This window comes from Alteriqipengyuania triglochinis (genome assembly GCF_054655655.1).
Window position 1 is genome coordinate 1,008,138 of sequence record NZ_BAAHNC010000001.1, and the last position, 13,266, is coordinate 1,021,403.

Sequence of the window (13,266 nt, forward strand, 5' to 3'; positions counted from 1 at the left end):
CTAGTCGACCGGCTTGAGCACGATGTGCAACCCGTCCTTGGGCTGCGGAATCGGCCAGGGCTGCCAGTCGGGCGCATAGCCGTCTGCCACCTCAATCCGGTAGCGGGTCAGCATATGCGCCATCAGGATCTTGATCTGCATATAGGCGAAGTGGAGTCCCAGGCACATGTGCGCGCCGCCGCCGAAAGGCACCCAGGCATATTTGTGCCGCGCCTTTTCCGCTTCGCGCGTGAAGCGCATGGGGTCGAACTTCTCGGGCGAGTCCCAGATTTCCGGATCGTTGTGGACGAAGGTGGGGTTCACCCCCACCGGCGTGCCCGCCGGGATGTGATAGCCGCCGAACTCGAACGCCTCGAGCGCCCGTCGCGGGATCGAGGGCACCGGCGGCATCATCCGTAGCGCTTCCTTGAACGCCATTTCGGTCAGTTCGGCCTTGGCCAGATCCTCGTATGCGAGCGCACGCCCTTCTCCGCCGGTGATCGCGCGCAGTTCCTCGCGCAGCTTCTCCTGCCATTCGGGGTTCTTCGCCAGCAGATAGACCAGCGATGTCGCGGACGAGGTGATCGTGTCGTGCGCCGCCATCATCAGGAAGTTCATGTGGTCGACCACTTCGTCGACCGGCAACAGCTCGCCGTCATCGCGCGTGGCGGTGGCGAACTGGCTGAACATGTCTTGCCCGCCGCCTTCGGCGCGGCGGCGCTGGGTTTCTTTGGTGAAATACTCGACCAGATAAGCGCGGCCATCGGTGCCGCGCTTCATCTTGGTGAAGGGCAGCGAATGGCGAATCGGCGCGACCGAGGCCTGCACCATGTCGACGAAGGCTTGGTTCACCTTGCGCGATTCCTCGCCGAAGGGGATGCCGATGAAGCTGTCCGCCGCCAGGTCCAGCGTCAGCTGCTTGATCGCGGGGTAGAACTTCATGCCACCTGCGCCCCATTCCTCCATCCGCTCGGCAATGCCGCGGTTGAGGCTGCCGACGTAATGCCGCATCGGCTCGGGCTTGAAGGCGATCGACAGCGCCTTGCGGTCGGCGCGGTGATGGTCGAAATCCATCAGCATCAGCCCGCGCGGGAACAGCTTGTCGAGGATCGGGCCCCAGCCCTGTTCGCTGGAGAAGATCTTCTGGCGGTCGAACAGCACCAGCTCGTTCGCGTCCGCGCCGATCAGCGATACCGTGGTCCCTCCAAAGGCGTTGTTGCGATAGACCCGGCCGTATTTCTCTACCATGCGCTGGATGAAGCCGGGCGGATCGGCGAGGAGTCGGAAGGTGTTGCCGACGATCGGCAGCCCGGTTTCGCCCGGAATGTGCGAAAGATCGCCCGGGCTCGGATTATCCTCTTTCCAGTGCTGCGGGCGGGCGGATGCGGGCTGGTGAGCTGCAAGCGTTGCCATTGGGTGTCCTCTCCTTATTGACCCCAATGTAAGTTAATCGCTCAATCAAATCCATCCTGCAAGTTCACGCCGCAAGATCGCCTCGAGCATCGCCAGCCCGGCGTCGGACGTGTTGAGACATGCCAGCGCGGCGAACTGCTCTCCGCCCGCTTCCTCGAACTGTTCGTGGCCCTGGATCGCCAGTTCCTCGAGCGTTTCTAGACAGTCGGCGGAAAACCCGGGCGCGACCACGGCCAGCCGCTTGGTGCCCGCCCGCGCCTCTTCCTCCAGCACCGCGTCGGTCGCGGGTTCGAGCCACTTGGCCCGCCCGAACCGCGACTGGAAGCTGGTGCGGAAGCGGAGCCCCGTGCGCCGGCCGGTCTGCGCCATTCTGGCTTCGAGCAGCCGTGCGGTCTTGTGGCAGTGGCAATGGTACGGATCGCCCAGCGCCAGCGTGCGCGCGGGCATGCCGTGGAAGCTCAGCAGCAACAGCTCCGGATCGAAATCGAGCGTGCCCAGCTGCCGGTCGATGTCGTTCGCCAGCGCATTGATGTAGAGCGGATCGTCGTGATAGGGCGGCAGGGTTCGCAGCGAGGGCTGCCAGCGCTGCGCGGCGAGCCATTCGTTCGCCTTGTCGACCACCGTGGCCGTCGTCGCGGCGCAATATTGCGGGTAAAGCGGCGCGAGGAGAATCCGGTCGCAGCCAGCTTCCTGCAAGGCGGCCAGCCGGTCGGGAATGGTCGGCGCGCCGTAGCGCATCGCCCAGTCGACGATCACGCGTCCATCCCCCTCGGAGCCAAGCATCTTGTGCATCGCCCGCGCCTGCGCCTTGGTGATCGCGGCGAGCGGCGAACCGTCCTCGCTCCACACCTTGCGGTAGGCCTCGGCCGATTTCGCGGGGCGCGTGTTGAGGATGATGCCGCGCAGGATCGGCTGCCAGGCGATCGGCGGGATCTCGATCACGCGCCGGTCGGACAGGAATTCCGCGAGGTAGCGCTTCACATCGGCCGCCGTCGGCGCAACGGGCGTGCCCAGGTTTACGATCAGAACGCCGATCCTGCCGGAGCGGACCGGGGGGTGATCCGGAGGAAGCTGCTGGTCTTGCCAAGTCATGCCGGACGCCAACGGCAAGCGCGCCTGTTCGTCAAGACGGCATTATTCACGAAGCGCCGGTGGCGCGGTCCGGGCAGCGGCGAGATCGAGCGGAAGCGAACGGAACCGCTGCCCCGTGGCAGAGGCAAGCGCATTGGCGATCGCGGGCGCGGCGATGACGGTTCCCAGCTCGCCGGGATCGAAGGGTTCGGCGTCGCTCGTCACGAAATCGATCGCGATTTCGGGGCTTTGGGCGAGCGTCGGCAGGTCGAGCGCGGCGAGGCGACTTGTCGTCGGCAGCCCCCCGGCAAAGCCCATTCCCGATCCCAGCGCCAGCGACAGGCCGAAGATCAGCCCGCCCTCGATCTGCTGGCGGGCAAGGTCACGGTTGACGATCCGGCCTATATCCACCGCCACGCTGAGGCGGCTCACGCGCACGCCCCCTTCCCCGGGGGTGGCCTGCGCGACGCAGGCGATCCGGCCGAAACGCTCGCCGAGCATCATGCGGTGACAGGCGATGCCCTGCCCGTTCGCCACCTCGCCGCCATCCCATTCCGCCAGCCGCGCGGCGCGCTGGAGCACTTCGACCATCCGCAGGTCCTGCCCCAGCATGGCGATCCGGTAGGAGAGCCGCTCCCGCCCCAGCGTCTCGGCCACTTCATCCACGAAGCTCTCGGTGAAAAAGGCGGTCAGCGCGTCGCCGCCGCCGCGCATCCGCGCGACCGGCAGGCCGATCGCCACCGGCACGTGATCGATCGCGAGGTTGGGTATGTCGTACACCGGCACGGCGCCCGCCACCGCCAGCGAATCCGCCTGACCCGCCGTATCCTCGCGCGCGGCCCACGTCGTATGGTTGGCAAACAGGCGGGCCCCCTGTTCGCGCATGAAGGGCGGCACCGCGATCCGCCCGGTCAGCGCGACGATCTCGCCGTCGCGGCCCAGCCGCGCACCGATCTCGGCCGCGGCCGGCGCACGCGGGGGGCTCGCGATCATTTCCTGCCAGCGCGACCAGACCAGCTGGACGGGGCGGTCCAGCTCGCGCGCGATCACTGCGGCCTCGATCGCATGGCTATGGTCGAGCCGCGCGTCGAAGCTGCCGCCCGCCGCCATCGGCACCAAGATCACATTCTCCACCCCGATGCCAACCGCGCGCGCGGCCGCGACCCGGGCGCGCTCGGGTGCCTGGCTCGCGATCCACAGCGTCAGCTTGCCATCGTCGAGCCATGCGGTGGCGGTGGCGGTCTCCAGCGGCGCATGGACCGCCGGGGCAATGTCGTAGCGCCGGGTGAGCGTGGGCTTGCCCTCGATCACCTCGCGCGCGCCGACCAGCGCGACACGCTCCGACTCGCCCTTGGCCAACCCATTGCCGAGCGCTTCGGCAATCGCGTCGCTATCGACCGGGTCGTTCACCCCGAAAACCGGCTTCATCGCGGCCAGCGCCTGCTCGGCCGCCCACCAGGTTTCACCCGCTGCGGCTAGCCAGCGATTGCCTTCGACGATCCCGAGGAGGCCGCGCACGTTTGCTGCGGCCTCCTTCTCGTATCGCTTGAGGCGGCTGCGATCGAGCGGCCCGTGGCGAATAGCGACGAAGGCCATGCCGGGCAGGCGGATATCCCCCGCGAACAGGAAACTGCCATCGACCTTGGCCGGAAGGTCCAGCCGGGGGAACGCCGTTTCTGCGGTGGTGCCCGCACCGCGAGGCGGCTCGGCAGGTGGCTCGCTACGCAGGGGCGCGACATCCGGCGGCTCGCGACCGGCCGCGCCTTGCGCAAGCTCCGCGAAACGCAGACGACGCTGGCCGGCGATCACGAAACCGGCCTGCGTCCGGCACTCCTCCGGCGCGACGTCCCAGCGCGCAGCGGCTTCCGCGATCAGCATTGCGCGCGCGGTGGCCGCGGCCTCGCGCGCTGGACGCTCATAGGCAGCAAGCGTGGTCCCTGCAGCAGTCGCAGTGAAGCGGGTACGCTCGGCAAAGCGGCGGGCCAGCAGCGAATCCTCGTCGCTGGCGATTTCGGCCCCGCCCGCCATCCAGAGCGGCGCCCAGTGACTCGCCAGCGGGACATTGGGATAGGCCCCGGTAGGCGGTGCAGGTTCGACCGCGATCTGCCGCCAGTCGGCCCCCAGCTCCATCGCGACGATCTGCGGGAGCAGCGTGCTGACACCCTGCCCCATCTCGCACTGCGGCACGGCAACCGTGATGACCCCGTCGGCCGCGATCTTGAGCCAGGCATCAAAACCGGCCTCGCCCTCTGCGGGGGCAAGCGGTGCGTCAAAGCGCTGGGGTAGCAGCAGGTAGGCTACGACCAGGCCACCGCCCGCCGCCGTGCCTGCCAGCACACCCCGGCGCGAAATTTTCACGCAGCGCCCACGTTGAGCGCGGCGGCGATCTTTTGTGCAATCGCGCGGAACGCCTCACCCTCGGGGCTGTCTCCCAGTGCGATCGGCGTGCCTTCGTCGCTCGATTCGCGCACCGCGTGGCTGAGCGGGATGCGCCCCAGGAACGGCAGTTCGAGGCGGCCCGCCGCGCGCTCCACGCCGCCACTGCCGAAGGGATCGCTCGCCTCTCCGCAGTGGGGGCAGACATAGCCCGCCATATTCTCGACCAGCCCGAGGATCGGCACCTCGCCCTGGTCGAACAGCGATCCCGCACGCGCCGCATCGGCCAGCGCGAGATCCTGCGGGGTCGAGACGATCACCGCGCCATCGGGGCGGAATTTCTGCAGCATCGTGATCTGCACGTCGCCGGTGCCCGGCGGCAGGTCGACCAGCAGCAGCTCGGCATCGCCCCAGTTCGCCTCGAACAGTTGGGCGAGCGCGCGGCCCGCCATCGGCCCGCGCCAGGCCAGCGCGCGCCCCTTGTTCACCAGGTGCCCCATCGAAAGCATCGGAATGTCCGCCGCGCCGACCACCGGCTGCAGGGTCTCGCCCACCGCCTCGGGCTTGAGATGCTCGCTCTTCAGCAGGATCGGTTGCGAAGGGCCGTAGATATCGGCATCGATCACGCCGACCTTCACCCCGGTTTGCTTCAGCGCGACCGCGAGATTGGCGGTGACGGTGGACTTGCCCACGCCGCCCTTGCCCGATCCGATGGCGATGATCCTGCGCTGCACGCGTTCGCCCATGAAGGCGACCGCGACCTGCCGCCCCCCGGCAAGACCGGCCAGCGCTGCGCGAATCTCCTCCTCGGCTCTGGCGCGTGCGCTCTCGCCGAGGCCGCTGCCATCGGCCACCAGCGACAGCGCATCGTCGCGCGCCCGCACCGCTGCCACCCGTTCTGCGAGCTGCGGGGGCAACGCTGCCCGCACCTCATCAAGCTCGATCTTCCGGTTACTCGTCATCGGCGGCTCAATAACAGCAAAAATGCGCGGGCAACCCCTGTTTTTCGCTCGCAACGCTCCCTATAACCAATGCCATGAAAATCTTGGACGGGTTTCACTCGAGAATAGCGCTGGCGATGGCCGGCAAGAATCCATGGGGCGGATCTTCTGACGGCGACGGGCCGGGCGGCGACGAACCGCGTGGCGACAAGGCCGGTGACGGCAAGCCCGGCGAGGGCAAGCCGAAGGGCCCGCGCAATCCATGGCTGCCACAAGGCGGCGACGGCGAGCGGCGCTCCGCCTCGATCGAGGATATCTTCAAGAACCGCGGCCCCGAAGGCCCGCGCCGCCGCTCCGGCGGGCCGGGCGGCCCCGGCGGCCCGAACTTCCGCATGCCCCAGCGCCCCGGCGGGAAGAGCTGGGTGCCTTTCATCATCGGTGCCGTCGTCCTGGTCTGGATTGGCGTGACCAGCACGCACCTGATCGGCCCGCAGCAGAAGGCGGTCGTGAAGACGCTGGGCAACTACACCCGCACGCTCGATTCCGGCCTCCAGTTCACCGCGCCCTTTCCCTTCGAAACGGTCGATATCGAGGATGTCGAAGGTGTGCGCTCGGTGCGCATCCCCGGCGGCGATAGCCAGGCCAAGCTGATCCTGACCGGGGACCAGAACCTCGTCGATCTCAGCTACATCGTGCGCTGGAACATCAAGGACCTCGAAGGTTACAAATTCCGCGTCGTCGACCCGATCGAAACCGTGAACGAAGCTGCCGAGGCGGCGATGCGCGCATCGGTTGCCGAGACCGAACTGGACGAGACGTTCTCCGGTCAGGGACGTGCCGCGATCGAACTGGACGTGCGCGAGCGCATGCAGGCCACGCTCGACAGCTATGGTGCGGGCGTGCGCGTGCTGGGTGTTGAGGTCGAGAAGGCCGATCCGCCCGCACAGGTGGTCGACGCCTTCCGCGACGTGCAGGTCGCCGAACAGAACGCCGACGCGGCACGCAACCAGGCACAGGGCTATGCTCAGCAGGTTCTCGCCAACGCCGAAGGTGAAGCACAGGCCTTCGACAAGGTGTATCAGGAATACCGCATGGCGCCCGAAGTGACGCGCCGTCGCATCTATTACGAGACCATGGAGCGCGTTCTGAGCAAGACCGATAAGACCATCGTCGAGACGGACGATGTGACGCCCTACCTGCCGTTGCCGGAGATCAATCGTCGCCGGACCACGCCGACACCGCCGCAGGCAACCACGCCTGCAGGGGGCCAGTAATCATGACCAGTGTCTGGGACAGATATCGCGCAATTATTCTTGTCGTGGGGATCGTGATCGTCGCTCTCCTGATGAGCATCTTCATCGTGCCCGAGGAAGAACAGGCAGTGATCGTACGGACCGGTGAACCGGTCGCCACGGTCAACACGATCGGCGGCGATGCAAACGCGGGGCTCTACCTGCGCGTGCCCTTCATCGATTCGGTTCGCATGGTGGACAAGCGCCTGCTCGATCTGGAAATGAACGACGAGGAAGTGCTCTCGGCCGACCAGCAGCGCCTGCTCGTCAATGCCTATGCGCGGTTCCGGATCGTCGACCCCGTGCGGATGGTCGAACGCGCCGGATCGACCGATGGCGTGCGCAACGCGCTCGAGCCGATCCTGAACTCGGTCCTGCGCCAGGAACTCGGCCGCCGCACCTTCCAGTCGATGCTGACCGCCGAACGGGGCAATGCGCTCGCCAACGTGCGCGCCAATCTCGACCGGCAGGCCCGCCAGTACGGGGCCGAGGTGGTCGACGTGAAGATCATGCGGACCGACCTGCCCGAAGCACCGCTGCAATCGGCCTTCCGCCGGATGGAATCGGACCGTGAGCGCGAAGCACGCACGATCCGCGCAGGCGGCAGCCGCGATGCGCGCATCATTCGCGCCGAAGCGGATGCGCAGGCGGCCCGGATCTATGCCGAAAGCTTTGGCCAGGACCCGGACTTCTACGATTTCTACCGTGCGATGCAGAGCTACGATTCGACTTTCGAAACCTCGCGCGATCCAGCGACCCAGCCGCAGAGCGAAAGCAGCATTATCCTGTCGCCTGAGAACGAGTATCTCCGGCAGTTCCGCGGACGGCGTTGACGGTTCGTCGAACGGCGTCGGGCCTCCATGGAGTGACCCGGCGCCGTTCAAACGCGATTAAGCGCCTGCGTCCTTGAGTGTGATGCGGGAAAGAGACCGCCCCTTCGCGCGTTGATCGCGCAAGGAGAGGCCGACGAAATGAAAAGGAACCAGAAGGACGTGAGACCCGTGCGATATGCTTATGGCCTGACCACTGCGCTGCTGCTCGGCGGCGCCACCGTTTCCCTCGTAACCGGACAGCCTGCCGGCGCGCAGGTCGCCCAGAACGCCGACCCGCGGATCGAGACCGCGGTACCGCGCGCCGGGGCGCCCGCAAGCTTCGCCGACCTGACCGAACAGCTTGCCCCGGCGGTGGTCAATATCTCCACCCGCCAGCGGGTCGAGGTGCAAACGAACAATCCGTTTGCGGGCACCCCGTTCGAAGGCATGTTCGGCGATCGCCAGCAGGGCCAGCCGACCACCCGCGAAGGCCAGTCGCTCGGCTCGGGCTTCATCATCTCGGCCGACGGCTACGTCGTCACCAACAACCACGTGGTGACGCCGCAGGGTCGCGGGACGGTGGAAGAGATCACCGTGACCATGCCCGACGGCACCGAATACGAGGCGGAACTGGTCGGCAAGGACGCCGAGTCGGACCTCGCCGTGCTCAAGATCGACCGCAGCGAACCCTTCCCCTTCGTGCAGTTCGGCGATTCCGAACAGGCTCGCGCAGGTGACTGGGTGGTGGCCATCGGCAACCCGTTCGGCCTCGGCGGGACGGTCACCAGCGGGATCATTTCCTCGGTCCTGCGCACCGCCGGTGCAGGCGCCTATGATCGCTACATCCAGACCGATGCCGCCATCAACCGCGGCAACTCGGGCGGCCCGCTGTTCGACATGCGTGGCAATGTGATCGGCATCAACAACGCCATCCTTTCGCCCTCGGGCGGCAGCGTGGGCGTTGGCTTCGCGATCCCTGCGGATACCGCAGCGCCCATCGTCGAGCGGCTCCGCCGGGGCGAGGAGATCGAGCGCGGCTACCTCGGCGTCAGCATCCAGCCGGTGACGGACGATTTCGCCGCCGCGCTTGGCCTGCCGCGCAACCGCGGTGAACTGGTGCAGACGGTGGTCGATGGCGAAGCAGCCGCGCTTGCCGGGATCGAGCCGGGCGATGTGGTCATTTCCGTCAACGGCAAGGAAGTGACGACCGACCAGACGCTGTCCTTCCTGGTTGCGAACGTGGCCCCGGGTACCACGATTCCGGTCACGCTGATCCGCGATGGCAAACGCCGTAAGGTCAACGTCACGGTCGGCACCCGCCCCAGCGCGGAAGAAATCGCCCAGTCGCAGATGTTCGGCGGCGAGGACGAAGACGACGATGCGATGAGCGCGGAGATCGACGAAGGCGAGTTCCTGGCCGAGAAGCTGGGCCTGGGCGTCGTGCCGATCAACCCGGCGATTGCGCGCCAGCTGGGCGTTCCGGCAGACACCGAAGGTCTGGCGATCGCCGGGGTGGATCGCAATTCGGATGCCGCCCGCAAGGGGCTGCAGCGCCGCGATATCATCCTGTCGGCAAACTACCGCACGATCACCTCGACCCAGGAGCTTGAGGCCATCGTCCGTGAAGCCGAGGAAGAAGGGCGTCCTTCGGTTGTCCTGCGCATTCAGCGTGCGCGCGGACCGGCTGGCTATATCGCGGTACGCATCCAGTAGGGGTGCCGCCGCTTCCAAAACTTCAAAGGCCCCGTCGGAGCGATCCGGCGGGGCCTTTTTCTTGTGTTACCTGCGGAAGGCGGACGATGACGGCGACGATCCGGGCTGCGTAAGCACGGACCGCTCGCGTTCGTTTCGGCACCGCTGGGCGCGCTAGTAAATCTGCTCGCGTTGTTGCGGCGGGATTGCGGGTGCCTCGCCCCGGCCCGGCTGGGCTGGCTGCGGCGAGGGGCGCGGGGTCGGCGGAGCCTGCTGCTGAGGCGGCTGCGGGCGGGTCGTCTGCCCCTGGTTCCCGCCACCGATCGCGCGTTCGAGGAAGTCGTCGTCGACCGCCTGCCGCTCCCCATCGGCACCTTCGCCGGGCTGCGGACGCGGACGCTCGGTCGCGCCCTCGCTCGCCGGGCCTTCTTCGCCCCCGCGCCGGCCCGGCTCGATCAGGTTGCCCTGCTCGTCGATGAAGTAATAGTCCTCCGGGTCGCCGTAGTAGAACTCCTCGTCCGGCTCGACCTGCCAGTCGGGCAGGTCGGTCTCGGTGTCGAAAGGTTCGACCGGGCGATCCTTGACCGCGAAGCGCATGAAGGCGGAGAACGCCTGCGCAGGGGCCCGCCCGCCCGACAGGCCGCCGACCGCCTTGCTGTCGTCGCGGCCCATCCACACGCCGGTGGTAATCCCCGAGGAGAAGCCGACGAAATAGCCGTCCTTGTTGGAGCTGGTCGTGCCCGTCTTGCCCGCGACCGGACGCCCGATCTGCGCGGCCCGACCGGTCCCTGTCTGCACCGCCGCCTGCATCAGATCGGTCATCTGGGTGGCGACATAATCGGGCACCAGCCGCACCTCGCGCGGGGTTTCCCGCTCGTAGAGCGTTTCCCCGCCGGTCGTCGTCACCTTGGCGATGCCATAGGGCTCGACCGACATGCCGCCCGCAGCCACCGAGGCGAAGGCGCGTGTCATGTCGATCAGGCGGACTTCGGACGTGCCCAGCACCATCGAGGGGTAGGTGGAAATGTCGGAGGTGATGCCGAAGCGGCGGGCCATCGAGGCGACGGTACCGAAGCCGACCTCGTTGCCGAGCTGTGCGGCCACGGTGTTGACCGAATAGGCGAAGGCCTGGCGCAGGCTCATCTCGCCTGCAAAGCGGCCGTTGGAATTGCGCGGGGTCCATCCGTCGATCGAGATCGGCGCATCGACCACGCTGTCATCCACGCGGTAGCCCGACTCCAGCGCGGCGAGATAGACGAACAGCTTCCACGCCGATCCCGGCTGGCGCTTGGCCACCGTGGCGCGGTTGAAGTTGCTTTCGACATAGTCCTTGCCGCCCACCAGCGCGCGGATTGCCCCGTCGCGGTCGAGCGCGACCAGCGCGCCTTGCGCACCATCGGGCGCATTGGACTTGATCGCGGCGGTCGCCGCGTTCTGCATACCGACATCGATCGTGGTCCACACCTCGATCGGCTCGAGCGTGTTGGGCAGCAGGATATCGAGCTGGGGTAGCGCCCAGTCGGTGAAGTAGCGGACCGAGTTCTGACCCGTCTCTTCCTTCAGCTTCACGGCGGACGGATCGACCGATGCCTGTGCGGCGGTGATCCGCCCCTGCTCGCGCATCAGCCGCAGCACGACCTGCGCACGGCCGACTGCGGCATCGACATCGGCGGTCGGCGAATAGCGGCTCGGCGCCTTGACCAGCCCCGCGATGATCGCGGCTTCGGCGGTCGAGAGTTCGGTCGCGGGGTGGCTGAAGAACTTTCGGCTGGCGCTGTCCACACCATAGGCACCGCCGCCGAAGTAGACCTTGTTGAGGTAGAGTTCGAGGATCTGTTCCTTGCTGAACTTCGCCTCCAGCGCCAGCGCGAGGATCGCTTCGCGCGCCTTGCGGTCGAGCGTGCGGTTCGAATTGAGGAAGACGTTACGCGCAAGCTGCTGGGTGATCGTCGACGTACCTGCAACGCGCGCGCGCGAGCCGAGAACGGGTTCGAGGAACGCGCCCCCGGTTCGCACCGGGTCGATACCGAAATGCGAATAGAAGCGACGATCCTCGACCGCGATCATCGCCTGCTTCATGACTTCGGGAATTTCTTCCTTGTCGAGCCATTCGCCCGGGCTCGGCCCCAGCTCCACGATCGCGCTGCCATCGGCCGCGCGCACGACGATGGTCTGCGCGGTCTGCGCCGCCTTGAGCTCTTGGTAGGAAGGCAGTGAGCGCGCGGCGAAAGCCACGGCCAGCAGCAGGAAGACGACCGCCAGCACGCCGAGCCCGAAGAGCCACATAATCGTCAGACGCAGCCAGCGCGGCGTCTTCTCCCAGGTTCGCGCTCCGGGGAAACGACGTCCCTCCTTTACGCGCACCGTCTTCCGTCCCGCCATTGACCCGCTTTATCCCAGCCTGCGGTGCGTCATCGCACCTTTCATGTGGCCGCTATGCATAGGTGAAGCTCAATGCCGAATGAACGACATTTTTTTGCCGCAATTAGCCGATCAGTTGCCGACCGGCGGATCGCCCGCAGCTTCGAACTCCAGCGCGACCGAATTGATGCAATAGCGCAAGCCCGTAGGCTTCGGGCCGTCGGGGAATACGTGGCCCAGATGCCCTTCGCAGGATCCGCACAGCACCTCGGTGCGGGTCATCCCGTGCGATACGTCCTGCCGCGTTTCGACGACACCATCATCCGCCGGGGCGTAGAAGCTGGGCCAGCCCGATCCGCTGTCGTATTTTTCGTTGCTGCGGAAGACGAGCGTGCCGCAGGCAGCGCAGTGATAGTCGCCCTCGTCCTTCAGCTTGTCGTAGGCGCCGGTGAAGGCACGCTCGGTCCCTCCTTCGCGCAGGACGGCGAACTGCTCGCGCGTCAGGCGCTCGCGCCATTGGTCTTCGGTCAGGTCCATCTTATCGGGCATGGTCGGAAAAACTCCTTTCGCACAGCGCATATGGTCCTGCGCAAGCGATCTTCCAGCTCAATCGTCGAGCTGCCCGTAATGCGGCGGCGGCTGGATCGTATCCATCCGCTCGCCCAGCAGGGGATTGAAGCTCGGCCGACTCTTGAAGGCGGCATACCAGTCGCGCGTCGGCCCATGGTCCTTCCAGTCGATCCCGCCGAGGTAGTCGGCGACGGATAGCTGCGCGGCGGCGGTTATGTCGGCGAGGCTCAACTGCGGCCCTGCGACCCAGGCGCGGTGGTCGAGCAGCCAGTCGAGATAGTCGAGATGCGCGTGCGCCAGCTTCATTGCCTCGCGGATGATGCGCGAATCGGGCGGCTGACGCAGGACGAGGCGCTTGCGCATTCGCTCGTGCAGCAGCGGCATGGTGACGTCGCCGAACAGGTTTTCCTCGAACAGCGCGACGAGCCGCCGGATCTCCGCACGATTGAGCGCAGAGCCATTGATCATCGGCGCCTTGTCGACCGTCTCTTCGAAATATTCGCAGATCGCGGTCGAATCGTTAAGGACAATGCCCTTCTCGGTTTCCTCGACCACAGGCACGCGGCCTGCATGGTTCATGTCGAAAAAGTCGTCGTCGGCCTTCCACGGGTCGAGCCGCTGGAGAGCGAAGGGCACGCCTTTCTCACGCAGCAGGATCCGGACCTTACGGCTGAACGGGCACAGGGGGAATTGGTGGATGGTCCACATATGATTTGCGAATGGACCAATCGCGCCTGCAAATCCAGATGCTTGCGACCC

At 66.7% G+C, this 13,266-nt stretch carries 10 protein-coding genes; 3 read left to right on the top strand and 7 right to left on the bottom strand.

From position 1 onward, the window contains the following. Genes ACYQ0L_RS04970 through ACYQ0L_RS04985 form a run of 4 tightly spaced genes read right to left on the bottom strand, consistent with a single transcriptional unit; the run spans window position 1 to window position 5,801 of the window. Window positions 1-1,392 carry a cytochrome P450 gene (locus ACYQ0L_RS04970; protein ID WP_459787826.1) on the bottom strand — a complete coding sequence of 464 codons (1,392 nt, stop codon included), beginning with the start codon at window positions 1,390-1,392 and terminating at the stop codon, window positions 1-3. 45 nt (window positions 1,393-1,437) lie between these two features. Continuing rightward, window positions 1,438-2,484: a ferrochelatase gene (gene hemH / locus ACYQ0L_RS04975; protein ID WP_459787828.1), complete on the bottom strand. Its 1,047-nt coding sequence runs from the start codon at window positions 2,482-2,484 to the stop codon at window positions 1,438-1,440. A gap of 42 nt (window positions 2,485-2,526) precedes the next feature. Beyond that, window positions 2,527-4,821, bottom strand: coding sequence for a molybdopterin cofactor-binding domain-containing protein (locus tag ACYQ0L_RS04980; protein ID WP_459787829.1), 2,295 nt, complete (start codon window positions 4,819-4,821; stop codon window positions 2,527-2,529). Further along, window positions 4,818-5,801 carry an Mrp/NBP35 family ATP-binding protein gene (locus ACYQ0L_RS04985; protein ID WP_459787830.1) on the bottom strand — a complete coding sequence of 328 codons (984 nt, stop codon included), beginning with the start codon at window positions 5,799-5,801 and terminating at the stop codon, window positions 4,818-4,820. Before ACYQ0L_RS04985 ends, ACYQ0L_RS04980 begins: the two co-directional genes overlap by 4 nt. 116 nt (window positions 5,802-5,917) lie before the next feature. Here ACYQ0L_RS04985 and hflK point away from each other — a divergent pair, with 116 nt between their 5' ends. The 3 genes from hflK (at window position 5,918) to ACYQ0L_RS05000 (ending at window position 9,597) form a co-directional block, all read left to right on the top strand. Next, entirely contained in the window at window positions 5,918-7,054 is a 1,137-nt protein-coding gene (gene hflK / locus ACYQ0L_RS04990; protein ID WP_459787832.1) for a protease modulator HflK, read from the top strand. Between the two features lie 2 nt (window positions 7,055-7,056). After that, window positions 7,057-7,905 (top strand): protease modulator HflC, encoded by an 849-nt coding sequence (hflC, locus tag ACYQ0L_RS04995; protein WP_459787833.1) that lies wholly within the window; start codon window positions 7,057-7,059, stop codon window positions 7,903-7,905. A gap of 138 nt (window positions 7,906-8,043) precedes the next feature. After that, window positions 8,044-9,597 carry a Do family serine endopeptidase gene (locus ACYQ0L_RS05000; RefSeq protein WP_459787834.1) on the top strand — a complete coding sequence of 518 codons (1,554 nt, stop codon included), beginning with the start codon at window positions 8,044-8,046 and terminating at the stop codon, window positions 9,595-9,597. 153 nt (window positions 9,598-9,750) lie between these two features. Here ACYQ0L_RS05000 and ACYQ0L_RS05005 read toward each other — a convergent pair whose 3' ends face one another. From ACYQ0L_RS05005 to ACYQ0L_RS05015, 3 genes are all read right to left on the bottom strand, one after another. Then, complete coding sequence (locus ACYQ0L_RS05005) at window positions 9,751-11,862, bottom strand: transglycosylase domain-containing protein (RefSeq protein ID WP_459788043.1); 2,112 nt, start codon at window positions 11,860-11,862, stop codon at window positions 9,751-9,753. Window positions 11,863-12,069: 207 nt separating this feature from the next. After that, a complete protein-coding gene (msrB, locus tag ACYQ0L_RS05010) occupies window positions 12,070-12,486 on the bottom strand; it encodes a peptide-methionine (R)-S-oxide reductase MsrB (RefSeq protein WP_459787835.1) in 417 nt (138 codons plus the stop codon). Between the two features lie 57 nt (window positions 12,487-12,543). Further along, window positions 12,544-13,215, bottom strand: a complete 672-nt coding sequence (locus tag ACYQ0L_RS05015) for a glutathione S-transferase family protein (protein ID WP_459787837.1) — start codon at window positions 13,213-13,215, stop codon at window positions 12,544-12,546. Window positions 13,216-13,266 lie beyond the last annotated feature (51 nt).

Bases quoted from the DNA above. Each gene is read 5' to 3' on its own strand.
- ACYQ0L_RS05000 (WP_459787834.1), top strand. From the start codon at position 8,044: ATGAAAAGGAACCAGAAGGACGTGAGACCCGTGCGATATGCTTATGGC.
- hflK (WP_459787832.1), top strand. From the start codon at position 5,918: ATGGCCGGCAAGAATCCATGGGGCGGATCTTCTGACGGCGACGGGCCG.
- msrB (WP_459787835.1), bottom strand. From the start codon at position 12,486: ATGCCCGATAAGATGGACCTGACCGAAGACCAATGGCGCGAGCGCCTG.
- ACYQ0L_RS05005 (WP_459788043.1), bottom strand. From the start codon at position 11,862: ATGTGGCTCTTCGGGCTCGGCGTGCTGGCGGTCGTCTTCCTGCTGCTG.
- hemH (WP_459787828.1), bottom strand. From the start codon at position 2,484: ATGACTTGGCAAGACCAGCAGCTTCCTCCGGATCACCCCCCGGTCCGC.
- ACYQ0L_RS05015 (WP_459787837.1), bottom strand. From the start codon at position 13,215: ATGTGGACCATCCACCAATTCCCCCTGTGCCCGTTCAGCCGTAAGGTC.
- ACYQ0L_RS04970 (WP_459787826.1), bottom strand. From the start codon at position 1,392: ATGGCAACGCTTGCAGCTCACCAGCCCGCATCCGCCCGCCCGCAGCAC.
- hflC (WP_459787833.1), top strand. From the start codon at position 7,057: ATGACCAGTGTCTGGGACAGATATCGCGCAATTATTCTTGTCGTGGGG.
- ACYQ0L_RS04985 (WP_459787830.1), bottom strand. From the start codon at position 5,801: ATGACGAGTAACCGGAAGATCGAGCTTGATGAGGTGCGGGCAGCGTTG.